The organism is Ideonella sp., assembly GCF_044358605.1.
GTDB lineage: Bacteria > Pseudomonadota > Gammaproteobacteria > Burkholderiales > Burkholderiaceae_C > Ideonella.
The window spans coordinates 50979-73972 of record NZ_JBIKNQ010000012.1 but is presented as its reverse complement, the minus strand read 5'-3'; the positions used below and the strand labels follow the sequence as shown (position 1 = coordinate 73972).

At 59.9% G+C, this 22994-nt stretch carries 24 protein-coding genes; 18 read left to right on the top strand and 6 right to left on the bottom strand.

Annotated elements, in window-relative coordinates; all coding sequences use genetic code 11:
- From lpxK to ACIQ3Q_RS06530, 3 genes are read right to left on the bottom strand one after another with little or no spacing between them, the layout of a single operon-like run.
- Positions 1–1071 (bottom strand): tetraacyldisaccharide 4'-kinase, encoded by a 1071-nt coding sequence (gene lpxK, locus ACIQ3Q_RS06540; protein ID WP_396268211.1) that lies wholly within the window; start codon positions 1069–1071, stop codon positions 1–3.
- Between the two features lie 6 nt (positions 1072–1077).
- Positions 1078–1506, bottom strand: a complete 429-nt coding sequence (locus ACIQ3Q_RS06535) for an ExbD/TolR family protein (protein ID WP_396268210.1) — start codon at positions 1504–1506, stop codon at positions 1078–1080.
- Positions 1507–1523: 17 nt separating this feature from the next.
- Entirely contained in the window at positions 1524–2153 is a 630-nt protein-coding gene (locus ACIQ3Q_RS06530) for a MotA/TolQ/ExbB proton channel family protein (protein ID WP_396268209.1), read from the bottom strand.
- 293 nt (positions 2154–2446) lie between these two features.
- Between ACIQ3Q_RS06530 and xseA the strand changes: the two genes are divergently transcribed.
- The 4 genes from xseA (at position 2447) to ACIQ3Q_RS06510 (ending at position 6685) form a co-directional block, all read left to right on the top strand.
- Positions 2447–3712, top strand: coding sequence for an exodeoxyribonuclease VII large subunit (xseA, locus tag ACIQ3Q_RS06525; RefSeq protein WP_396268208.1), 1266 nt, complete (start codon positions 2447–2449; stop codon positions 3710–3712).
- 143 nt (positions 3713–3855) lie between these two features.
- Positions 3856–4437, top strand: a complete 582-nt coding sequence (locus ACIQ3Q_RS06520; RefSeq protein ID WP_396268207.1) for a superoxide dismutase — start codon at positions 3856–3858, stop codon at positions 4435–4437.
- 122 nt (positions 4438–4559) lie between these two features.
- Positions 4560–5264 (top strand): response regulator, encoded by a 705-nt coding sequence (locus ACIQ3Q_RS06515; RefSeq protein ID WP_396268206.1) that lies wholly within the window; start codon positions 4560–4562, stop codon positions 5262–5264.
- Entirely contained in the window at positions 5261–6685 is a 1425-nt protein-coding gene (locus tag ACIQ3Q_RS06510; RefSeq protein ID WP_396268205.1) for a sensor histidine kinase, read from the top strand. The genes ACIQ3Q_RS06515 and ACIQ3Q_RS06510 overlap by 4 nt, the downstream gene beginning before the upstream one ends.
- Before the next feature lie 16 nt (positions 6686–6701).
- On the opposite strand, the gene ACIQ3Q_RS06505 is transcribed toward ACIQ3Q_RS06510, so the two are convergent.
- Positions 6702–7103: a DUF192 domain-containing protein gene (locus tag ACIQ3Q_RS06505; RefSeq protein ID WP_396268229.1), complete on the bottom strand. Its 402-nt coding sequence runs from the start codon at positions 7101–7103 to the stop codon at positions 6702–6704.
- 130 nt (positions 7104–7233) lie between these two features.
- Between ACIQ3Q_RS06505 and ACIQ3Q_RS06500 the strand changes: the two genes are divergently transcribed.
- From ACIQ3Q_RS06500 to ACIQ3Q_RS06460, 9 genes are all read left to right on the top strand, one after another.
- A complete protein-coding gene (locus ACIQ3Q_RS06500; protein WP_396268204.1) occupies positions 7234–9534 on the top strand; it encodes a heavy metal translocating P-type ATPase in 2301 nt (766 codons plus the stop codon).
- Positions 9534–9698 carry a cbb3-type cytochrome oxidase assembly protein CcoS gene (gene ccoS, locus ACIQ3Q_RS06495; protein WP_396268203.1) on the top strand — a complete coding sequence of 55 codons (165 nt, stop codon included), beginning with the start codon at positions 9534–9536 and terminating at the stop codon, positions 9696–9698. Before ACIQ3Q_RS06500 ends, ccoS begins: the two co-directional genes overlap by 1 nt.
- Before the next feature lie 63 nt (positions 9699–9761).
- Complete coding sequence (gene ccoN / locus ACIQ3Q_RS06490; protein ID WP_396268202.1) at positions 9762–11204, top strand: cytochrome-c oxidase, cbb3-type subunit I; 1443 nt, start codon at positions 9762–9764, stop codon at positions 11202–11204.
- Between the two features lie 22 nt (positions 11205–11226).
- Positions 11227–11844: a cytochrome-c oxidase, cbb3-type subunit II gene (gene ccoO / locus ACIQ3Q_RS06485; protein WP_396268201.1), complete on the top strand. Its 618-nt coding sequence runs from the start codon at positions 11227–11229 to the stop codon at positions 11842–11844.
- 12 nt (positions 11845–11856) lie between these two features.
- Complete coding sequence (locus tag ACIQ3Q_RS06480; protein ID WP_396268200.1) at positions 11857–12033, top strand: cbb3-type cytochrome oxidase subunit 3; 177 nt, start codon at positions 11857–11859, stop codon at positions 12031–12033.
- A 51-nt stretch (positions 12034–12084) separates the two neighbouring features.
- A complete protein-coding gene (gene ccoP / locus ACIQ3Q_RS06475; protein WP_396268199.1) occupies positions 12085–12999 on the top strand; it encodes a cytochrome-c oxidase, cbb3-type subunit III in 915 nt (304 codons plus the stop codon).
- Positions 13000–13014: 15 nt separating this feature from the next.
- Positions 13015–14484 carry a cytochrome c oxidase accessory protein CcoG gene (ccoG, locus tag ACIQ3Q_RS06470; RefSeq protein WP_396268198.1) on the top strand — a complete coding sequence of 490 codons (1470 nt, stop codon included), beginning with the start codon at positions 13015–13017 and terminating at the stop codon, positions 14482–14484.
- 25 nt (positions 14485–14509) lie between these two features.
- A complete protein-coding gene (locus ACIQ3Q_RS06465) occupies positions 14510–14779 on the top strand; it encodes a nitrogen fixation protein FixH (protein ID WP_396268197.1) in 270 nt (89 codons plus the stop codon).
- Between the two features lie 45 nt (positions 14780–14824).
- Positions 14825–15115 carry a hypothetical protein gene (locus ACIQ3Q_RS06460; protein WP_396268196.1) on the top strand — a complete coding sequence of 97 codons (291 nt, stop codon included), beginning with the start codon at positions 14825–14827 and terminating at the stop codon, positions 15113–15115.
- An 88-nt stretch (positions 15116–15203) separates the two neighbouring features.
- On the opposite strand, the gene fnr is transcribed toward ACIQ3Q_RS06460, so the two are convergent.
- Positions 15204–15947, bottom strand: coding sequence for a fumarate/nitrate reduction transcriptional regulator Fnr (gene fnr, locus ACIQ3Q_RS06455; protein ID WP_396268195.1), 744 nt, complete (start codon positions 15945–15947; stop codon positions 15204–15206).
- Positions 15948–16106: 159 nt separating this feature from the next.
- Here fnr and hemN point away from each other — a divergent pair, with 159 nt between their 5' ends.
- The 3 genes from hemN (at position 16107) to icd (ending at position 19769) form a co-directional block, all read left to right on the top strand.
- Entirely contained in the window at positions 16107–17528 is a 1422-nt protein-coding gene (gene hemN / locus ACIQ3Q_RS06450) for an oxygen-independent coproporphyrinogen III oxidase (protein ID WP_396268194.1), read from the top strand.
- A gap of 35 nt (positions 17529–17563) precedes the next feature.
- The gene (locus tag ACIQ3Q_RS06445) at positions 17564–18247 is read left to right on the top strand and encodes a sulfite exporter TauE/SafE family protein (protein WP_396268228.1); all 684 of its coding nucleotides are present in this window, start codon (positions 17564–17566) and stop codon (positions 18245–18247) included.
- Positions 18248–18515: 268 nt separating this feature from the next.
- Positions 18516–19769: an NADP-dependent isocitrate dehydrogenase gene (icd, locus tag ACIQ3Q_RS06440; RefSeq protein WP_396268193.1), complete on the top strand. Its 1254-nt coding sequence runs from the start codon at positions 18516–18518 to the stop codon at positions 19767–19769.
- A 66-nt stretch (positions 19770–19835) separates the two neighbouring features.
- Here the strand turns inward: icd and ACIQ3Q_RS06435 are convergent, their stop codons facing one another.
- Positions 19836–20108, bottom strand: a complete 273-nt coding sequence (locus ACIQ3Q_RS06435; RefSeq protein ID WP_396268192.1) for a cold-shock protein — start codon at positions 20106–20108, stop codon at positions 19836–19838.
- Positions 20109–20326: 218 nt separating this feature from the next.
- Between ACIQ3Q_RS06435 and clpS the strand changes: the two genes are divergently transcribed.
- Together clpS and clpA are read left to right on the top strand one after the other, a co-directional pair.
- Entirely contained in the window at positions 20327–20683 is a 357-nt protein-coding gene (gene clpS, locus ACIQ3Q_RS06430) for an ATP-dependent Clp protease adapter ClpS (protein ID WP_396268191.1), read from the top strand.
- A complete protein-coding gene (gene clpA, locus ACIQ3Q_RS06425; protein ID WP_396268190.1) occupies positions 20680–22992 on the top strand; it encodes an ATP-dependent Clp protease ATP-binding subunit ClpA in 2313 nt (770 codons plus the stop codon). Before clpS ends, clpA begins: the two co-directional genes overlap by 4 nt.
- Positions 22993–22994: the final 2 nt, after the last annotated feature.

Below are 22994 nucleotides of genomic sequence, written 5' to 3'. Positions count from 1 at the left end.
TCATGGTGCGATGTCAGGGTAAAGGGTGCGCAGGCGCTCGTTCAAGGCTTGCGTCAAGGTCGGGGGCAAGGCGAAGTCTAGCCCGACCACCCAGATATTGGCGTCCAGTGCGGGGTCAGGTTTCAGCTTGACCGCGTCTTTCTCCGTCACCAACACCATGGCAGCGTCGGCAGGCCATGGGCGGGTGCGCAATGGCGCATGATCGGGCAAGGGCATGCGCTCCAGTTGGAACCCGGCTTCGGCCAGCATGCTGAAGAAGCGCTCAGGCTCAGCCAAGCCTGCAGCTGCTAGGGCGGGGGAGGTTAGCGAGTGCTGTTTCAACGTGTCGAGCGTCTCAAGAGAGAAGGCATGACCAGCACGCCAAGCCTCCAGGCCAAGCGCTCCAGCGAGGCCGCGCCGGGCCAAGACACCGGGCAGTGGGGTGCTGGGTGCTTGGGCGTTGTAAACCACCCAGGTATGGGGCGCAAGACGCGAGGGCAGGCGTTCCCGCAGAGGCCCCGCGGGCAAGGTCCAGCCATTGCCTGCGCCACGCTGGTCAAACACCACGATCTGCCCATCTCGGGCCAAACTCAGATGCTGAAGACCGTCGTCGGCCACGATGACATTGATATCGGGGTGCTTGGCCTTGAGCGCCGCTGCGGCGCCCGCTCGGCGACGGCCCACCGCCACAGGCACCCGCGTTTGGCGGAATATCAATAAGGGTTCGTCGCCCACGGCCTCAGCTGAACTGCTAGGGTCAATCTGCGCCACATGATCGCCGTCGCGGCCATAGCCTCTGGAGACCACACCGGGCTTCCAGCCCAAGGCTTGAAGGGCGCGTACCAGCGCAATGGTGGTGGGCGTTTTGCCCGCCCCGCCCACAATGTAGTTACCCACCACTACCACCGGAATGGGAAGTCGAACTTGGCGCCACAGGCCGCAGCGATAGCCCAAGCTTCTGAGCGACATCAGCCCACCGTAGAGGAGGGACAGTGGGCTCAAGCACCACTGCCACAGCCCAGACTGTGCTTGCCACCAACTGCGCTCCAGGCGCCTCGCCACGCTGTCGGGCTCCATGCGTGGCGGCGCCATAGGGCCTCAGGGCGCTGAGCTGCCTTGGCCCACTTGCGCGGCAAAGGTGATGCGTCCTAAACCGACGCGCCGGGCGGCATCCAAGACATTGACCACCGATTGATGGGCGGCATTGGCGTCAGCACTGATGATCACCACCGGGTCTTTGCGCTCGCTGGCGGCTTGTCGCAAGGCCAGCGCCAAGATCTCCACACTCCGCCCTTCAACGGCTTGTTTGTCGATGGCAGCTCGGCCGTCAGCCGCAACGGAGACGATGATCTCCGCCGGGCGTTCGCGCGTGGCATCGGCATTGGCCACTGGCAGGGTGACTTGCAGCTCTGTGAAACGTGAATAGGTGGTCGAGAGCATCAAGAAGATCAAGATGACCAGCAGCACGTCGATGAACGGGATCAAATTGATCTCGGGTTCATCTTCAGAGGACTGTCGAAACTTCATGGCGGACTTGGCCCAGGTCAGAGGTGGCGCAAGGGTGAGCGCACGAGGTGATGCAGCAGTTTCTCGGCGCTTTGCTCCATGTCGTGCAAGTAGCCATTGACCTGGCCTCTAAAGTAGCGATGGCACATCAGCGCAGGGATAGCCACGATCAAGCCAAAGGCGGTGTTATAGAGCGCGATGGAGATACCGTGGGCCAGTTGAGCTGGGTTGCCACCGCTGCCCGGAGCCTGGGCACCAAAGATTTCGATCATCCCGATCACCGTGCCGAGCAAGCCGAGCAAGGGCGCGGCAGAAGCAATCGTGGCCAGTGCATTCAGGTACTTGTTGAGCTCGTGTGCGGCTGCACTGCCGGCATGTTCAAAGGCTTGGCGCAGAACCGGTTCCGGCGTGCGAGAGTCCAGCGCCGCCACTTTGAGGCCAGAAGCCAGAACCCTACCCTGAATCGAGTTGCGAGCCAGTTTGTCCAGCATGTCGGCACTCGGTAGACCTTGCCGGGTCACGCCAATGACCTCTTCGACCAAGCCCTTGGGCGCGACCCGGACACGACGCAGCGAGACGACGCGCTCAAGAATCAATGCCAAGGCGGCAACCGAACAAAAAATAAGCGGCCAGATTGGCCAGCCAGCGGCTTGTATGATCGACAGCAAGGGGTCCCCTGGGCGCAGCCCGACGAAAACGACCCACGATTATGGACTGAACAACTCTGTAGATCGGGGTCTGGGTGGGTCGTTTCGCTTTGATGCACGATAGATCCACAGTGCTTGTGGAAAACTTTGTGGGCAAGGGCTGGAACAAACCACCAAGCCCTCGCAAATACAGGCCTTGCGCTAGATTGCCTGTTTTTTGTGCAGATGGAATAACTGGGTTTCCAAGGACTTTGAGCATGTTGGTGGACGGTGGTGACGATCTAGGGCAGGGCGGACGCCACGCGCAGGGCCCCATGGCATGGAGCGTTTCAGCGCTGTTACTGGCGGTCTCTGATGCCCTGGCGGCACGCTTTGGGAGCGTCACGGTCCGTGGCGAGCTCAGTGGTTTCACCCGAGCTGCCAGCGGGCATTGCTACTTCACGCTTAAAGACAGCTCTGGCGCAGGGGCTGGCTTGCGTTGCGCCATGTTTCGACGCAGTGCGTCGATGCTGGATTTCGCACCGCAGGACGGTCAACAAGTTGAAATCCGCGGTCGCTTGTCCGTGTATGAGGCCCGTGGCGAGTTGCAGATGGTGGCCGAGCACATGCGGCGCTTGGGCACCGGCTCGCTCTACGAAGAGTTCCTGCGGCTCAAGGCTCGCCTAGAGAGCCAGGGCTTGTTTGACACCGGCCGAAAGCGGCCGCTACCGCGCTTCCCACTGAGGGTGGGCTTGATCACCTCGGCCAGCGGCGCGGCTTTGCATGACGTGTTAACCACCCTGGCGCGGCGAGCGCCGCATGTGCAGGTCGTTCTCTACCCCAGCTTGGTACAAGGTGTGGAGGCGCCGGCAGCACTGTGCCAAGCTTTGCAGCAAGCGAACCAGCGCAATGAAGTCGAAGTGCTGCTGCTCTGTCGTGGTGGAGGCTCGCTGGAAGACTTGTGGGCGTTCAATGACGAGCGTTTAGTCCGGGCCGTGGCCGCGTCCACCTTGCCTGTGCTGTGTGGCGTGGGGCATGAGACCGACCTGACCTTGGCTGACCTGGCCGCAGATTTGCGCGCGCCGACACCCACTGGTGCGGCGGAGCTGGTGGCTCCGTCGCGGGAGGCGCAATGGCAAGTGCTGCAGCAGGGGGCGACTCGCCTGCAGGCGGCGGTCCATCGTCGGCTGGATCGCTGTGCCCAAGACATTGACCTCCGAGCGTTGCGCTTGCAGCAGCCGGGTCAGCGCCTAAGGCTTCAGCGGGCAGGCGTGGCGGCGCTGCAGGCGCGCCTGTCGCAAGGCGTGATGCACCAGCTGCGGCAGGCCGCCTTGAACTTGCAGCAGCGGCGTGACAGCGTGGCCTTCGCGGGAACCCGGGCGATGGAGCGCGAGGCCAACGGCCTTCAGATGTTGCGGTCACGCCTTGATGCGCTGAACCCACAGCGGGTGCTGGCCCGTGGCTACGCTTGGGTGGAGGGCAAGGAAGGCCAAGCGCGGACCTCGGTGGCAGGCCTGAAGGCCGGAGATGTCTTGACAGCCGTCTGGGCTGATGGACGTGCAAGGATGACCGTGGATGCGGTCAGCAGCGACAAGGGCTGAGCCAGCCGCTTGGCCGTGCGAGACGGCTAACTTGCAGGCTTGCCCCTGAGAGCAGCGGGGCGGCCAAGGCATGCCTACAATGTGCCTAGAAACCACCGCTGCAGGCCTGTTTGCCTGCGCCTTGACCCACGAGAGGACACTGAATGACGCACACCTTGCCCCCGTTGCCCTTTGGCCTGGATGATCTGGCGCCCCACATGAGCCGCGAGACCCTGGAATACCACCATGGCAAGCATCACAACGCTTATGTGACCAACTTGAACAACCTGATCCCAGGGACCGAGTTCGAGAACGCATCACTGGAGGACATCGTTCGCAAATCTTCGGGTGGTGTCTATAACAATGCCGCGCAGATCTGGAACCACACCTTCTTCTGGAACTGCTTGAAGGCCGGTGGCGGCGGTGAGCCGACCGGTGCTTTGGCGGCTGCCATCAATGCCAAGTGGGGTTCGTACGCTGCGTTCAAGGAAGCCTTCACCAAGAGCGCTGTCGGCAACTTTGGCTCGGCCTGGACCTGGTTGGTCAAGAAGGCCGACGGCTCTGTGGACATCGTGAACATGGGCGCCGCAGGCACCCCTCTGACCACGGGCGACAAGGCTTTGTTGACCATCGACGTCTGGGAACACGCTTATTACATTGACCACCGCAACCTGCGTCCACGCTTTGTGGAGACCTTCTTTACAAGCTTGGTGAACTGGTCGTTTGCTGAGGCCAACTTCGCCTGAGTTGGCAGCCACTGAATTGGTCTTGAAGTGAGGCCACTTGGGGTCAACCTGACCTCAGGTGGCCTTTTTCCTTTGGTAACCTCGGTATTGAAGTTCTGACGTTCATTGCACAAGGCTGAGGTATGCGCATCCTGCTGGTTGAAGATGATCCTGCGCTAAGCATGGGGGTGACGCGAGGCCTGAGCCAAGAAGGCTGGCAGGTTGACGGCCTGAGCGATGGCGAGCAAGCCATGTCGGCTGGGCTTTTGGGCCACTACGATCTGTGCATCCTCGATCTCGGCCTGCCGCGTCGGGATGGCATGGAAGTGCTGCGTCATTGGCGGTCCAAGGGCGCGCGGATGCCCGTGCTGTTGCTGACGGCACGGGATGAACTACGGGATCGCGTTCAAGGCCTGGATGCCGGCGCAGACGACTATCTGGTCAAGCCCTTTGACCTGCCGGAGTTGCTGGCGCGCATTCGAGCCCTGAAGCGTCGCAGTGAAGGGCGCATAGAGGAATGCTTGGTCTTGGGTGAGTTGCGCCTGGATGTCGCGCACCGAGAGCTTTTGCATCACGGTGAGCGTGTGGCCTTGAGCCCTCGTGAACTGGCCCTGACCGAAATGCTGATGCAAAAAGGCGGACGGGTGGTCTCCAAGGAGTCCATCGTCTCCAAGCTGTCGAGTTGGGAGGCCGACTTCAGCGAGAACTCTGTCGAGGTCTATGTCCACCGTCTCCGTAAACGCTTTGGCGATTTAGGCGTGGTGATTCGTACGGTGCGCGGTTTTGGCTATGTCATGGAGACGGCTGATGCGGCACCGGGTGATGTCGGGCAGCACGAGGCAACGTGAGCGCGCGACCACATGGCGCCAGCGTCCGCAGCCAGTTGCTGTGGCCACTCTTGTGGGTATGGGTGCTGGGTTTGACGGCATCGGTTCTGGGGGCCTACTGGTTGGCACGCACCAGCGCGAATTCAGCATTTGATCGGGGCTTGCAGGACGAAGCTTCCGCCTTGGCTGCCAAGGTGACTTGGTCTGATAGGGGGCCCTTGCTCGATTTGAGCCGGCAGACCATGGAAGTGCTGACCTGGGATGGCGATGACCGCAATGGCTTTGTGATGGTTGACGCCGACGGCAACGCTTTGGCTGGGGACGCCACGGTGCCCATTCCGCCCACCGACGTTCGGCGGGCAAGCTTTGCGCAACCCCTGCTGTTCGATGCCAGTTTTGACGGAGAGCCTGTGCGGGGCGTGGTGTTTTCTGTGACCTCGCCGATGCTGGACCGCGCCGTGGCGGTGGTGGTGGTGGAAACGACCCGGCGCCGCACCGAGTTGATGCGGGACATCCAACTCTCCATCGTACTGCCGGCCCTGGGCCTGGGCTTGGTGAGTCTGCTCCTGATCAACTGGGGCATTCGGCGGGGCCTGCAGGCGCTGAAGGATGTGGCGCAAGAAGTGGCGCGTCGGGACGCCCAAGACTGGCGACCCTTGTCATTGATGCAGGTTCCTAAAGAGGCCGTGCCGCTGATCGAGCGCATCAACACACTGTTGGTAGACATGGAGCAGTCCAGCTTGCTGCAGAGGCGATTTGTGGCGGACGCGGCCCACCAATTGCGCACGCCGGTGGCCGGCATTCGCGTGTTGTCACAAGCGCTCAGTCAAGAGCTAGCGACAGTATTGCCATCTGGAGGGCAAGACGCGCCGGAGTGGCAGGCTTTGCTGGTGCAGTTGGGGCATTCGACGGATCATTTGTCGCGACTGATCGGGCAACTCTTGAGCCTGGCGCGCTCTGAGACGGCGCTGTCGGTCGACGCAGAGCAAGAAACCCTTGATCTGGTGCCTTTGGTTCGGGAGTCTGCCGAGCCGATGGTGCTGCGGAGCTTGAGAGAGGGGCGCAGCATTGTGCTGGAAGCGCCCGATCAGCCCGTGTTTGCCCGGGCGCACGCGCTTTGGCTGGGCGAGGTCGTGGTCAACTTACTGGACAACGCCCTTCGCTATGGTGGCGAGCACATCGCTGTGCGTATTGCCGCCAGAGCCGGTGGGGGAGGCACCATCACCGTGGAGGATGACGGCCCGGGCGTGACGGCAGAGCAGCTGCCCCGGCTGTTTGAGCCTTTCTGGCGCGGTGAGCGTGCAGATTTGCGCAATGACAATGGCACGGGGCTGGGCTTGGCCATCGCCCGTGAAATCGTCTTAAGGCTCGGCGGTCAACTGCAGGCCGTGAGCCGCCCTGAGGTGAACGGCATGCGCTTTGTGATCGAGCTGGCGGCCTGACGGCCTCACCTGCCTTTCAGCGGAACAGCGGGCCTTTGAGCTTAAAGCCGGCCTTGATGCCGCGCTTGGCAAACCAGCCTTGGTTCATTTCAAGCACAAAGCGGACGGGCTTCTTGGAGCAATGTGAAGTCTCGGTTTGTGGCTGCATGTCTTCAATGTTCACCACCGTGCCATCGTCTGCCACAAAGGCGGTCGACAGTGCCAAATAGGTGTTGCGCATCCAGAAGCACTGGGTTGCGGGCTCGTCAAATACAAAAATCATCCCCTCGTGAGGTGCCATCTGCTTGCGGAACATCAGGCCGATTTCTCGCTCCCGAGGTGACTTGGCCACCTCCGCCACGATGTTGTGCATGCCTGCGCTGAGGTTCACTTTGGCCTCTAAACGCTGGCCTTGCCCGTCAGCATGGGCAAATGGCATGGCTGAGAAGAGGATTGTGAGCACCAAAATGGTGCGAGACAGTTGTTTCTTGATCAATGTCATGTCGTAAACCCGAAGATGCGGATAGATTGCCGAACGTTTCGCCGTGCCTGACGGCCGACTCATTCGCATGACCGCCACTGTAGCCGCCTCCCAACCCCACGCCCTCGAGGTGCTTGACGACCCCGTCGAGCAGCAGCGCTTTACCCGTTGGGTCGAGCGCGCCGATGGATCGCGCGTGGCTGATTCTGCATTCGCATTGTCTGGCATGGTCTGCGCAGCCTGCGCGGGCCAGATCGAAGCGGCGTTGCAACAGGTGGACGGCGTGCTGGAAGCCCGGGTCAGTGCCTCGGCCCATTCGGCGCAGGTTCGCTGGGATCCATCGAGGACAGCACCGTCTGCGCTGATCTTGGCAGTCCGCGGGGCTGGCTACGACGCGGTGCCTGATACCGCAGCCTCCGCACGTGAGTTGCGGCGCAGCGAGCGCCGCAAAGCGCTTTGGCGCTTGTTCGTGGCCAGCTTTTGCGCCATGCAAGTCATGATGTTCGCGACGCCCAGCTACGTGGCGCAGGGCCCCGAACTTGCAGACGACATGCGCCAACTGCTGAACTGGGGCAGTTGGTTGGTGTCTTTACCTGTCATGCTGTTCTCTGCAGGCCCCTTCTTGCGTGGTGCTTGGCACGGTCTGAAGAATCGCAGAATTGGCATGGACGTGCCCGTGAGTCTTGGAATTCTGGTGACCTTTGTCGCCAGCAGCGGCGCCACCTTCTCGCCTGGAGGCATGTTTGGCCACGAGGTTTACTTTGACTCTCTGACCATGTTCGTCAGCTTTTTGCTGGGTGGACGCTATGTGGAGCTGATGGCGCGCCATCGCGCGGCGGAGTCCCTAGAGGCAGCGTTGGCCGCCATGCCCGAATCGGCGTGCCGCTTGCTGGAGGACGGATCGGAGGAGCAGGTGAGCCTGCACCGCCTGCGGCCGGGCGACCGCGTCCGGGTCGCAATGGGCGCAGCATTCCCCGCAGATGGCCGGCTGGAGGTGGGGGCGACAGAGGCCGATGAGTCTGTGTTGACCGGCGAATCCAGGCCTCGGCCCAAGCTGGTAGGTGATGACTTGGTTGGCGGCAGTGTGAACCTTGCAAGCCCGGTGATCATGCGCGTCGAGCGTGTGGGAGCGGAGACTCGCTTTGAAGCCATTGTGGCCATGATGCGTGACGCGCTGACCCAGCGCCCCGCGATGGCGCGCTGGGCAGATGCCTGGGCAGGGCCATTTTTGTGGGTTGTGCTGGTCCTGGCTGCAGGGGCGGCGGCAGCGTGGTCTGTCATTGACCCGTCGCGTGCCGTTTGGGTGGCGGTGGCGGTTTTGATCGTGACCTGTCCTTGCGCATTGTCGCTGGCTGCCCCGGCGGCCATCGTGGCGGCGGCCGGGCAGTTGGCGCGGCGCGGCGTGATGGTGCAGCGGTTGGATTCGCTAGAAGCTTTGTCGCGGGTCGACCGATTGTTTCTCGATAAGACTGGCACCCTGACGGAAGAAAAGTCGAGCCGAGGTCCCGTGTTTGTGGCACCAGGTTTTGACATCGAGCATCTGGGGCCTATGGCCAGTGCCTTGGCCAAATGGTCCTCTCACCCACTGTCCAAGGCGCTGGCTGAGGATGCTGCGTGGTCTGTACAAGCTGCGGCGGTGCTTTGGCATGAAGTGGCAGAAACTGCAGGCCAAGGCCTTCAGGCAGCCGATGGTCGTGGCCAGATTTGGCGCTTGGGCGCTTTTGCGTGGGTGGCGCCAGCGGCAGGGCGGCCGGCTTGGGCTCAGCCACACGATGGCTTAGAGGTTTGGTTGGGTCGCGAAGAGCAGGGCGCTTGGCAAGCTCTGGCCTGCATCACCTTTGACGAACAGATGCGGCCCGACGCGGCTGCTGCCGTGGCTGCCTTGCAGCAGGCGGGCATTGCGCTGACCTTGCTGAGTGGAGATCGCCCAGAGCGTGCCCATCGGCTTGCCACCCAGTTGGGCATCACTGATGTGGTGGCGTCAGCGCGACCTGAGGACAAGGTTGCCGCAGTTGCTGCTGCGCAGGCCAAGGGGCAGCGCGTTGGCATGTTGGGTGACGGCGTCAATGATGCGCCCGTCTTGGCGCTGGCAGATGTCTCTTTGGCGATGGGGCAGGGCGCCTTGGTCTCGAGAGTCCACGCTGATGCGGTGGTGGTTTCAAACCGCCTGTCGGACGTGGTGCTGGCCCACAGTCTCTCGCTGAAAACCATTCGCATCGTCCGGCAAAACTTGATCTGGGCCGCCACCTACAACTTGGTTTGTATCCCTCTAGCGCTGATGGGCTATTTGCCGCCGTGGGCAGCGGGATTGGGCATGGCCCTGAGCTCGTTGGCGGTGATAGGCAACGCCCTGCGCCTCTCCTACACCCCCATCAGCAAGGTCCAGTGATGGAAATCCTGTTTTTACTCATCCCTTTATCTGCCGTGCTGATCCTGGCCATCATCGGCGTCTTCGGCTGGGCGCTGAACAAGGGTCAGTTTGATGATTTGGAGCGAGAAGGTGAGCGAATCCTGCAACAGGAGCCACCTGCGGTTGACGCCGATCAAGCGTGATGTCAGTCAATTCCAAAACAATCTGGTTAGCGTTAGGAAATCTCTAGGAGAAGGAGGCCTTTAATGGCAAGCAGTTCAACACCGGTCCAACAGCCGGTTTATTACGACACCGTGGTTCGGCTGTTTTCAGTCGCTGCGGTGATCTACGGCATCGTCGGGATGTTGGTAGGTGTCATCATTGCAGCGCAGCTGGCTTGGCCAGAGCTTAACTTTGGTATTCCCTACCTGACCTATGGTCGCCTGCGCCCACTGCATACCAATGCGGTGATTTTTGCGTTTGGGGGCTGTGTGTTGTTTGCCACCAGCTACCACGTGGTTCAGCGCACTTGCCAGACGCGTTTGTTTGCGCCTGGCTTGGCCATGTTCACCTTCCTGGGGTGGAACTTGGTCATCCTGTTGGCGGTCATCACCCTGCCTTTGGGCATGACTTCTGGCAAAGAGTACGCGGAGCTGGAGTGGCCCATTGACTTGCTGATCGCCGTCGTGTGGGTGTCCTACGCTGTGGTGTTCTTTGGCACGGTGGGCACGCGCAAGATCCGGCACATTTATGTGGCCAACTGGTTCTTCGGCGCCTTCATCCTGACCGTCGCCCTGCTGCACATCGTCAACAGCGCCGCCATTCCCGTTTCGCTGACCAAGAGCTACTCGGCCTACGCCGGTGTTCAAGATGCGATGGTGCAGTGGTGGTACGGCCACAATGCGGTGGGCTTCTTCCTGACGGCCGGCTTCCTGGGCATCATGTACTACTACATCCCCAAGCAAGCTGAGCGTCCGGTCTACTCGTATCGCCTGTCGATCGTGCACTTCTGGGCTCTGATCTTCACCTACATGTGGGCGGGTCCTCACCACCTGCACTACACCGCCTTGCCCGACTGGACGCAATCGGTGGGCATGATCTTCTCGCTGGTGCTGTTGGCACCGAGCTGGGGCGGCATGATCAACGGCATCATGACCCTGTCGGGCGCTTGGCACAAGCTGCGTGACGACCCGATCCTGAAGTTCCTGATCGTCTCCCTGTCTTTCTATGGCATGTCGACCTTCGAAGGCCCGATGATGTCCATCAAGACAGTGAATGCCTTGTCGCACTACACCGACTGGACCGTGGGTCACGTGCACTCAGGTGCTTTGGGCTGGGTCGGCATGGTTTCTATCGGCGCCCTGTACCACCTGATCCCGCGCATGTTTGGTCGCAAGGCCATGTTCAGCACGCGCGCCATTGAGCTGCACTTCTGGCTGGCCACCATCGGCATCGTGCTCTACATCGCTGCGATGTGGATTGCCGGTGTGATGCAAGGTCTGATGTGGCGTGCGGTCAATCCGGACGGCACCTTGGTCTACAGCTTCGTTGAAAGCGTTAAGGCGACCTATCCGTTCTACGTGATCCGTGTGCTGGGTGGTGTGCTCTATTTGACGGGCATGTTCATCATGCTGTGGAACGTCATCCAGACCATTCGCAACGGTAAGGCTGCGCCTGTCGCAGTGCCTGCTGTCCTGGCGCACGCCTGAGTCAAGAAGAAGGAGTAGCTCCATGGCTCAACACAACGATACCGGTCACCAGAAGATTGAAACCAATAACTTCTTGATGATCGTCCTGATCTTGATCACGGTCGCCATTGGCGGTCTGGTTGAGATCGTCCCGCTGTTCTTCCAGCGCTCTACCACGCAAGCGGTTGAGGGGCTGAAGCCCTACACGCCGCTGCAGTTGGCGGGTCGAGACATCTACATTCGCGAAGGCTGCTATGGCTGCCACTCGCAGATGGTTCGCCCTTTCCGCGCCGAGACGCTGCGTTACGGCCCTCATTCGGTGGCGGGTGAGTTTGTTTACGACCATCCCTTCCAGTGGGGTTCCAAGCGCACAGGCCCAGACCTGCATCGCGTGGGTGGCCGCTACAGCGACGAGTGGCACCGTGTTCACCTGATCAACCCCCGTGACGTGGTGCCCGAGTCCAACATGCCGGCTTACCCCTGGCTGGTGACTAACGCCCTGAATCCAGCAGATATGGCACCTAAGCTCAAGGCTTTGCGGACCATTGGTGTTCCTTACTCCGATGAGGAAATCGCTAAAGCTGGTGATGAAGTCAAAGGCAAGACAGAAATGGATGCCGTCATTGCATACCTGCAGGTGCTTGGCACCACACGCAAGTAATCAGGAGCTGCCATGGAATTTGATGTCAATACCGCCCGCAGCTTGGTGACCGTGGTGTCATTCGCGCTCTTCATCGTCCTGATGATTTGGGTCTATCGCGGTCATCGTAAAGCTGCCTTCGATGAAGCTGCCAACGTGCCGTTTGCGGCCGACGATGAATTCCCTGGCGACAAAACCAATAGTCAATGACGCACCAAGGCTTGGCAGCCAGCGCTGTCGACCCTTGCACAGGAGTAAATCATGAGTGATTTTTTGAGTAGTGGCTGGTCACTGTATGTGGCTGGCATTGTGATCGGCGGCTTGCTGTTCTGCTTGCTGATGTTGGTCGTCGCAAGCAAGCGCACCGTGATGGCCAATGACAACACCACCGGGCACGTCTGGGACGAAGACCTGAAGGAGATGAACAACCCGTTGCCACGTTGGTGGATGGGTTTGTTCGTCATCACAGTGGTCTTCGCGGGCGTCTACTTGGTGTTCTATCCCGGCCTGGGATCCAACTCAGGCACGCTCAAGTGGAGTTCGGTGGGCCAGCTGGAAGCTGAGCACACCAAGGCTCGCAAAGCCATGGAGTCTGTGTATGCCGAGTTTGCGAACAAGACCCCGGAGCAACTGGGCAAGGACGCCAAGGCCATGGCCATTGGAGAACGCTTGTTCGTCAACAACTGTGCGCAGTGCCACGGCGCTGATGCGCGTGGCAGCAAGTCCTTCCCCAATTTGGCTGATGCGGACTGGCTGGGTGGCTCGAGCGCTGAGTACGTCCACAAGACTATTGCGGAAGGCCGTACAGGTGTGATGCCCCCGATGGCTGCCGCCGTGGGTTCTGCCGACGATGTCAAGAACGTGGCCAACTATGTGCTGAGCCTCTCAAACAGCCCCCATAACTCTGTGGCTGCGCAATTGGGCAAGGCCAAATTTGGTTCTTGCGCAGCTTGCCACGGTGCCACAGGTGCAGGTAACCCTGCTCTGGGGGCGCCAAATCTGACCGATAAGGTGTGGCTGCATGGCTGGGGCGAAGCGGCGATCATCAAGATCATCAACGAAGGCAAGACCAATGTCATGCCGCCCCAAGGCGCGCGTTTCACGCCTGAGCAGATGAAGGTCTTGACCGCCTACGTCTTGAATTTGTCCCAGCGCACGCCGACTACTGCGCAGTAAGCTAGATTGCTTGGCATGAGTGATCCGTCAACCCCCGCCACACACAGCACCGGTGCGGTGCAAGCCTCAGACGATGACAGTGTGGGGGCGGTTGTGTCGCTCTATCAGAAGCAGAAAAAGATCTACACCCGGGCCGTCAGTGGATGGTTCTCCACTTGGCGCTGGGCCTTGGTGTGGATCACCCAAATCGTTTACTACGGTTTGCCATGGTTGACCTGGAACGACCGGCAAGCAGTTCTGTTTGACCTTGTCTCCCGGCGCTTCTACATCTTTGGTCTGGTCCTCTATCCGCAGGATCTGATCTACCTCTCTGCGCTGCTGATGATTTCAGCCTACGGGCTGTTTCTGTTCACCGCAGTGGCTGGCCGCCTGTGGTGCGGCTACGCCTGCCCTCAGACGGTGTACACCGAGATCTTCATGTGGTTTGAACACCGCATTGAAGGCGATCGCGCAGAGCGCATGCGGCGCGACGCAGGTGCTTGGACGTTGGAGCGTTTCTGGCGCAAGTCGGCCACTCAAACGGTGTGGGTGCTGTTTGCACTCTGGACGGGCTTTACCTTTGTGGGCTATTTCACGCCCATCAAGGAGTTGGCTGCGCAAGCCATGTCCTTGGGTTTTGGACCTTGGGAATGGTTCTGGATCCTGTTCTATTCGTTTGCCACTTACGGTAACGCAGGCTACATGCGCGAGCAGGTGTGCAAATACATGTGTCCTTATGCGCGCTTCCAAAGCGTCATGTTCGACAAGGACACCTTGATCATCAGCTATGACGAGACTCGAGGCGAGCCACGGGGGGCTCGTTCCAAGAAGGCGGACCCAGCGTCCCTGGGCTTGGGGTCGTGCATCGATTGCGGCCTCTGCGTGCAAGTGTGTCCCACCGGGATCGACATTCGCAAGGGCTTGCAATACGAGTGCATCGGTTGCGCGGCCTGTATCGACGTGTGCGACGGCATCATGGAGAAAATGGGATATGCCCCCGGTTTGGTGCGCTACGCTACCCAAAATGGTCTGACGAATAAGTTTGACCGCAAGCAGATGATTCAGCGTATCTTGCGGCCTCGCGTGTTGGTCTACACGGCGATTCTGCTGATCATCTGCACCTTGTTTGCAGTGAGCTTGTTCACTCGCGCGCCTTTCCGTGTCGATGTGGTTCGCGATCGTTCAACATTGGCGCGCATTGTGGAAGATGGCAGGGTTGAGAACGTCTATCGCCTGCAGATCATGAATGCCGCAGAAAGAGCCCAAACCTATCGGATCAAGGTGACCGGCATTGAGGGCATTACCGTACCATCCAATGCGGTGGTTGAAGTGCAGGCCGCCGAGGCCCGCTGGGTCACTGTGGGGGCGCAGGTCCCCTTTGAGGCCGGACAACAAGTCGGCCCAGGCGCTCATGTGATTCATTTCGAGGTTGAGCGTCAAGCGACGGATGCCTCAGAAGCGTCGGTCAAGATTCAAGAAAAGTCTACGTTCATCGTGCCCCGCTGAGGCGAGGCTATTCAGGAGTTCATCAATGTCCTCAGAGATTACCCCGGTTGCGCCCCAGGGCGCAGAGAGCGAAAGCGCACAACCTTGGTGGCGTTATCCCATGGTCTGGTTGGTGGTTGGCGGGCCCTTGGTCGTGGTGATTGCCAGTATCGCCACGGCCGTGGTGGCCATCCGTGGCGCGGACCCGGTGTTGACGCAGGCTGAAATGGCGGCCAGCGCTAAATCGCCTTCTCAATCGGGAGCCCTGGCGCCTGCGGTGCAGGCCCGAAATCACGCCGCTGCGCCCAAACCCTGAAGTCAACAGCCTCGTGCCTGACCTCTCTACCGAAAGCCTAGTGTCATGAGCACCCCCACCCGTTTCACCGTTCGGGCTCTGTGCATTCTTTGGCCATCATTCCTGATGGCAGGCGTGCTGGAGATGCTGGTGTTCTCGCTGGTTGATCCGAGCAGCCTTCAGTGGTTTGGGGGTGCCCCGTTGGAATGGTCAGCCAGCGCCGTATACACCGTCGCCTTTTTTGTTTTCTGGGCCGTCATTTCAACGGCGGGCGCGCTGACTCAGATGCTGGTCACGACGCCTGCGGACGACGAACATGCGCCCGTTGGCCGCAGCGCACCGCGCTGGCCAAACTGAGGCTGGCCAAGAGTATCTCAGCAAGACTGCGGCGATTCTGGTAGTCGGGCAGCAGCGCCCAGTGGGGGCGCTGCACCAACCATGGCTTTCAGCAACCGGCACCAGCGCCGTTGATCAGCTGGTGCAGCCCGTCTTGATTCAGGATTCGAATCTGCCGCTGTTTGACCTCTAACAGACCTTCGTCCTGGAACTTCGAGAAGGTTCTGCTGACGGTTTCAAGCTTCAAACCCAAATAGCTGCCGATCTCTTCGCGTGTCATACGCAGAATCAATGACGAGGCCGAAAATCCTCGGGCTTGAAGGCGTTGAGTGAGATTGAGCAAAAAAGCGGCCAATCGCTCTTCGGCGCGCATGCTGCCCAACAACAGCATCACACCATGATCTCGCACAATTTCGCGGCTCATGATTTTGTGAAACTGGTGCTGCAAGTCAGTGAACTCACGTGAAAGCGTTTCGAGTTGGCTGTATTGAATGACGCAAACCTGGGAGTCCTCCAGGGCAACGGCATCGCAAGAATGACGATCTGCGCTGATGCCATCCAAGCCCAGCAGTTCACCGGCCATCTGAAAGCCGGTAACCTGATCCCGCCCGTCCTCTGAGGACACGCAGGTCTTGAAAAAGCCCGTTCGAACCGCGTACAGAGACTCAAAAGCGTCACCGGCGCGAAACAGCGTGTCGCCTCTCGCCACGCTCCGTCGCGTGGACACCAATGTGTCCAGGCGCTCCAAGTCGGGCCGATCAAGGCCAACGGGAAGGCACAGTTCCCGCAGATTGCAGCTAGAGCAGGCGACTTTGAAGGCGTCTGGCTTCAGGGGGGTTGATGCTTCGGTCATGCTGGGGATTATGGCGCTCATGCGTCATTCGTCAGAATGCAGCCTTGATTGCTGAGGGGAGTTTGGGCTCTTGGCCAAGCCCGAATTCTTTAGGTCGGCTTGCGATTGAGCCTTGAGGCAGATCAAGCCCTCGGCGTGGTGTTTTGGCAGGATGGCGAAATGGATGCCATCGTTAAGGATCGCGGCGCCGATGCCGACACACAACTGCCCGTCAATCTGCTGAGCCGCTTTGACGTGCCAGGCCCGCGCTACACCTCCTATCCCACTGCAGACCGCTTCGTAGAGGCCTTTGGTGAGGCCGACTACCTGCAGGCTTTGCAGCAGCGTGCGCAGGGGGCTACGGTGGGGGGGCGCAAGCCCTTGTCCGTCTATGTGCACATCCCGTTTTGCGAGTCGGTGTGCTACTACTGTGCGTGCAACAAGGTGATCACCAAGCACCACGAGCGCGGTGCCGAATACATCGAAGCGTTGGAAGCCGAAATCGCCCTCCACAGCCAAGCGCTGGATGAGCATCCGCCTGTGTCGCAATTGCACTTCGGTGGCGGGTCGCCAACTTTCTTGAGCGACGACGAGCTGCGTCGCGTGATGACTTCGCTTGGGGCTGCATTCAAGCTAGCGCCGGGGGCGGAGGTGTCGATAGAAGTGGACCCTCGCACAGCCAATGCCGAACGCTTAGCGGCACTGAAGGCGATGGGATTTAATCGGATCAGCTTTGGCGTTCAGGATCTGGACCCCCACGTTCAGAAAGCCGTGCACCGCGTGCAGTCGTTTGAGAGCATCCAAAGCTTGATGATCGAAGCCCGGGCGCTGGGTTTTGAGTCCATCAATGTCGACCTCATCTATGGCTTGCCGCTGCAGACCCCGGAAGGTTTTGCGCAAACCATCGCGCAGATTGGGGAATTGAGGCCAGACCGCATCGCGCTTTATGCCTATGCGCACTTGCCAACCCGTTTCAAGCCACAACGGCGAATTGACGCCGGGCAATTGCCGCCACCCGAACATCGTGTCGCCATGTTGCAAGGCGCCATCTCGGGCTTCTTGGCGCAAGGCTATGTCTACATCGGTATGGATCACTTCGCATTGCCTGAGGACAGCCTGGCTGCTGCTAAGCGCCAGGGGCGATTGCATCGCAACTTTCAGGGCTACAGCACCCATGCGGACTGCGATTTGATTGGGCTGGGTGTGTCTTCCATCGGTCGCATGGGCGCTACCTACAGTCAAAACGCGAAGACACTGCCTGAGTACTATGACGCTGTTCGGCAGGGTCGCTTCCCCGTCGTGAGGGGTCTGGCCTTGACCCGCGATGATCTGCTGCGGCGGGCCGTCATCATGGCCTTGATGTGCCAAGGGCGTCTGGAGTACGAATCGGTGGAGTTGGCGCACCTGATCAAGGTGTCCGAGTACTTCAAGTCTGAGTTGGCGCAACTGACCCCGTTTATTGAGATGGGATTGGTGTTGATGGAGCCTGGTGCGGTGCAGATCACCGCTCAGGGCTGGTTCTTTGTGCGCGCCATTGCCATGATTTTTGACAAGCACTTGCAGGCGGACCGGGTTCGCGAGAAGTTTTCGCGCATCATCTAGGGGTGACTGCAACTCTTATCTTCAGTGCCCTTTTCATGGGCTTGGCGGGTTCACTTCACTGCATCGTGATGTGCGGCCCCGCCAGTGCCGCAGCCGTGCAGGCTTGTGGGGCCGGGCGTCCATCGTCCTGGGGGAGTTTTCATCTCGGGCGCATGGCGGGTTATGCCGCAGCCGGTGCGCTAGCCGCCGGCAGTATGGCGTTGTTGGCTCAGCTCAGCCAGTGGAGTCCAGCATTGCGTCCCCTATGGACACTGGCACATCTGGCTGGCCTGGGCTTGGGGCTTTGGCTTTTGTGGCGGGGCGAGCAACCCACTTGGTTGGATCGAACAGGGCGGGCGGCACCCGGTGCGTCGGCTCAAGGTCCCTGGCGGGCTGTCCAAGGCCCGATCAGCTCAGGCGCCGTGGGCCTGATTTGGTTCGCATGGCCCTGTGGGTTGCTGCAGTCCGCACTGTTGATCGCCGCACTGGCGAACGGACCAGTAGGTGGCGCGGCAGTCATGGCGGCCTTTGCCGTTGGCTCCTCTCCAGCCTTGGGCCTTGGGCCGCATCTCTGGAGAAAAATGGCCGCCGGCCAGACCGGGGCCGTAGGGTCGGCTGAGTTTGGGCAACGCCTGCAGCGCGGGCTGACGCGATTTGCTGGGGCGCTGTTGGTGGGCTCTTCGGCTTGGGCCTTGGGCCATGGTCTTTGGCTGAAGATTTGGGCCTATTGCGTCTCTTGAACGAGTGACCGATCGGAGCCTGAGAGCAGGACAGCAGGAGCCCTGACCGCAGTGTTGAGTGTGAGTTGACTTCAGCTTTGCGCGCTGGCACAGCGTTCATAGGCTCTTGTCTATTTGGCGGTCAAGCAACGTTCGGTCTGCAAAACAGCCCACACTCTCGGCAGGATCGAGAGGGCCCATGAGTTGCGTCGCTCGCCACCCGCCTCAATGCGAGTTCGCCCTAGAAATTTTCACCCTTTCGTTGATCAACGACACTTGGAGTCAGACCATGTACCAGCACATCAAGGTGCCTGAAAACGGACAGAAGATCACCGTGAATGCGGACTTCTCGCTCAATGTTCCGAGCAACCCCATCATTCCGTACATCGAGGGAGATGGCACCGGGTTGGACATCACGCCGGTCATGATCAAGGTGGTGGATGCGGCCGTGGGCAAGGCCTATGGAGGGCAGCGGCAGATTCATTGGATGGAGATTTATGCCGGGGAGAAGTCGACCCGCATCTACGGCCCGGATGTCTGGTTGCCCGCCGAGACTCTAGAGGTGCTTAAGGAGTACGTGGTGTCGATCAAAGGCCCGCTGACGACGCCGGTCGGTGGCGGCATTCGGTCCCTTAACGTGGCACTGCGCCAAGAACTCGACCTTTACGTTTGCCTTCGGCCTGTTCAGTACTTCAAGGGGGTTCCCTCTCCGCTGAAGACGCCGGAGAAAACCAATATGGTGATCTTCCGTGAGAACTCGGAAGACATCTATGCCGGCATTGAGTATGAGGCGCGCAGCGATAAGGCGAAGCAACTGATTGCTTTCTTGAGAGACGAAATGGGAGTGAAGAAGATTCGCTTCCCTGAGTCTTCGGGCATAGGTGTCAAGCCTGTCTCGCAAGAAGGCACAGAGCGCCTCGTGCGCAAGGCTATCCAGTACGCCCTAGACAACGACAAGCCCAGCGTGACCATTGTTCACAAGGGCAACATCATGAAGTACACCGAAGGTGGCTTCAGAGACTGGGCCTATGGCCTGGCCCAGAAAGAGTTCGGGGGTGAATTGATCGACGGCGGCCCGTGGTGCAGGGTGAAGAATCCGAAAACTGGTAAAGATGTCGTCATCAAGGACTCCATCGCGGATGCGTTCTTGCAGCAAATTCTGCTGCGCCCTGCTGAATACTCGGTGATTGCCACCTTGAACCTGAACGGCGACTACATCTCCGATGCCTTGGCTGCACAGGTGGGTGGCATCGGCATTGCTCCGGGCGCCAACCTTTCGGACTCTGTGGCCTGTTTCGAGGCCACTCACGGCACGGCGCCCAAGTATGCTGGTAAGGACTACGTCAATCCGGGCTCAGAGATTCTGTCTGCCGAAATGATGCTGCGCCATATGGGGTGGGTTGAGGCTGCCGACCTCATCATCGCGTCGATGGAGCGAGCCATCGCCTCAAAGCATGTCACCTACGACTTTGCGCGCCTGATGGAGGGCGCTACCCAAGTGTCGTGTTCAGGCTTCGGTCAGGTGATGATCGACAACATGTGAACCTGCGTGCGAGAGCGCGCTACGAAAAGGCCCGCACCTGCGGGCCTTTGCATTTGGCAGCGATGCTCAATCTGGAGAGGCCGAAGCCGCCATGGCTGGGTCAGAGCCTTGAACTTCCTCAACTGTTCCGGACGGCTCTGGCCGGATGTTCTGAGCCAAACGGCCTTTGGGGCCATCTACGAGCTCGTAGAGGACTCTCGACCCTTGCTTAAGGGTCCGAAATCCATCCATTTGGATGGCGGAGAAATGAGCGAAAACATCGCTTCCCCCTCCATCGGGCTCGATGAAGCCAAATCCTTTGGCGTCATTGAACCATTTGACGATACCGACAGCGTCCATAAAAGTTTCCTCCTGATGCCTTTTTGGCTTATGAAGTGCATTGTCTTGGTGTCCTGCAACACCTGTCAATCGTCCAAAAGGGCGATGCCACTCCATTTCTTGGTAATGCAGTGAAAAGAGGGTGGGCGTTGGTGTTTTTCTGCAATAGGGCACAAGCCCAGCAAGGGGACGATGTGCAGGTGCCCATCTGCTTGTAGCCGAATGGCTATACTCATTTCATGCCGTCAAATCCCCCCTCTCAACCACCGACGCCGCCCGCCGCACCCCGGCCGGATGACGGGCAAGGTTCGGTCGTGGCGGAGCGCAAGGCCGCTAAGACAAAACCACCCCGCATGTACCAAGTGGTCATGCTGAATGATGATTTCACCCCGATGGAGTTCGTGGTGATGGTGTTGCAGGAATACTTTAGGCTCGATCTCGACGCTGCAACCCAGATCATGTTGAAGATTCACCACGACGGTCGAGGCGTGTGTGGAGTATTTACCAAGGATGTTGCGGCAACGAAAGTCGAGCTTGTGCTCGCTGCTGCGCGACGATCCGGACACCCGCTTCAATGCATTATGGAGGCCGCATGATTGCCCAAGAACTTGAAGTCAGCCTGCACATGGCGTTTGTCGAGGCACGCCAGCAGCGACATGAGTTCATCACGGTGGAGCACTTGCTGCTTGCCCTGCTGGACAACCCCTCCGCCGCAGAGGTGCTGAGGGCCTGCGCCGCGAATATTGAAGAGTTGCGCAAGAGTTTGGTGGCCTTCATCCGCGAAAACACCCCCACCGTGGGCGGCGCAGAAGAAGTGGACACCCAACCGACGCTGGGCTTTCAGCGCGTCATCCAACGCGCCATCATGCATGTGCAAAGCACCGGTGGCGGCAAGAAGGAAGTGACGGGCGCCAATGTCTTGGTCGCTATCTTTGGGGAGAAGGATTCCCATGCTGTCTACTACTTGCACCAGCAGGGCGTGACGCGTCTGGACGTGGTGAACTTCATCGCGCATGGCATCAAGAAGTCCGATCCGCCTGAGCCCGCCAAGGGCAACCCAGAGGGTAGTAATCCTCAAGAGGCCGAGAAAGATGATGGCGGTGAGGGTAAAGGCTCGCCGCTGGAGCAGTTCACCGCCAACTTGAACCAATTGGCCAAGGACGGCAAGATCGACCCGCTGATCGGCCGCGAGCATGAGGTCGAGCGCGTCATCCAAGTTTTGTGCCGTCGCCGCAAGAACAACCCGCTTTTGGTGGGGGAGGCCGGTGTGGGCAAGACCGCCATCGCCGAGGGTTTGGCCTGGCGCATTACCGAGGGCGATGTGCCGGAGGTTCTGGCCGACGCCACCGTGTACTCGCTCGACATGGGCGCCTTGCTGGCTGGCACCAAGTACCGGGGCGACTTTGAGCAGCGCCTGAAGGGCGTGCTCAAGCAGCTCAAGGAAAGCCCCAAGTCGATTCTCTTCATTGACGAGATTCACACCTTGATTGGCGCAGGCGCCGCTTCGGGCGGCACCCTTGATGCCTCAAACCTGCTGAAGCCAGCACTCTCCAGTGGTGCGATGAAATGCTTGGGCGCGACCACCTTCCAGGAGTATCGCGGCATCTTCGAGAAGGACGCCGCCTTGTCGCGCCGCTTCCAAAAGGTGGATGTGGTCGAGCCCTCCGTGGAGCAGACGGTTGAGATTCTCAAGGGCTTGAAGTCGAGGTTTGAAGAGCACCACAGCGTCAAGTACGCCCTGGGTGCGCTGCAGGCGGCGGCCGAGTTGTCGGCCAAGTACATCAATGATCGTCATCTGCCTGATAAGGCCATTGACGTGATTGACGAAGCCGGTGCTGCACAGCGCATCCTGCCCAAGAGCAAACAAAAGAAGACCATCACCAAGGCTGAGGTCGAGGAAATCGTGGCCAAGATTGCCCGCATTCCGCCAGCCAGTGTCTCAGCGGATGACCGCGGCAAACTCAAGAGCTTGGAGCGGGACTTAAAGAGCGTGGTGTTCGGTCAAGACCCTGCGGTCGATGCCTTGGCTGCAGCGATCAAGATGGCTCGGTCGGGTTTGGGCAAGGCAGACAAGCCCATTGGCGCCTTCCTGTTCAGCGGCCCCACCGGGGTTGGTAAGACCGAAGTGGCCAAGCAGCTCGCCTACATCTTGGGCATCGAGTTGATTCGCTTCGACATGTCCGAGTACATGGAACGCCACGCGGTCAGCCGCCTCATTGGTGCGCCTCCAGGCTATGTGGGCTTTGACCAGGGGGGCCTGATGACCGAGGCCATCACCAAGAAGCCACATTGCGTGCTGCTTTTGGATGAGATCGAGAAGGCGCACCCAGATGTCTTCAACGTGCTGCTGCAGGTCATGGACCACGGCACTTTGACCGACAACAACGGGCGCAAGGCCGACTTCCGCAATGTGATCATCATCATGACCACCAATGCGGGCGCGGAGACCATGCAGAAGTCCACCATCGGCTTCACCACCCGGCGCGAGCAGGGTGATGAGATGGGTGACATCAAGCGCTTGTTCACACCGGAATTCCGCAACCGCCTGGACACCATCGTCAACTTCCGTGCGCTGGATGAAGAGGTGATCTTGCGTGTCGTCGACAAGTTCTTGCTGCAGTTAGAGCAGCAGCTCGCCGAGAAGAAGGTGGAGGTCACTTTCTCTGATGCCTTGCGCAAGCACCTGGGCAAGCGTGGTTTTGACCCCTTGATGGGCGCACGCCCGATGCAGCGCCTGATCCAAGACACCATTCGGCGTGCCTTGGCCGATGAACTGCTTTTTGGCCGCTTGGTCGATGGCGGTCGCTTGAGTGTGGATGTGGATGCCGAAGGCAACACCACCCTGGACATTCAGCCCTCGGGCAAGAGCGGCGACAAGCCCAAGGCCGAAGCTGCGGCCGTGTGAGT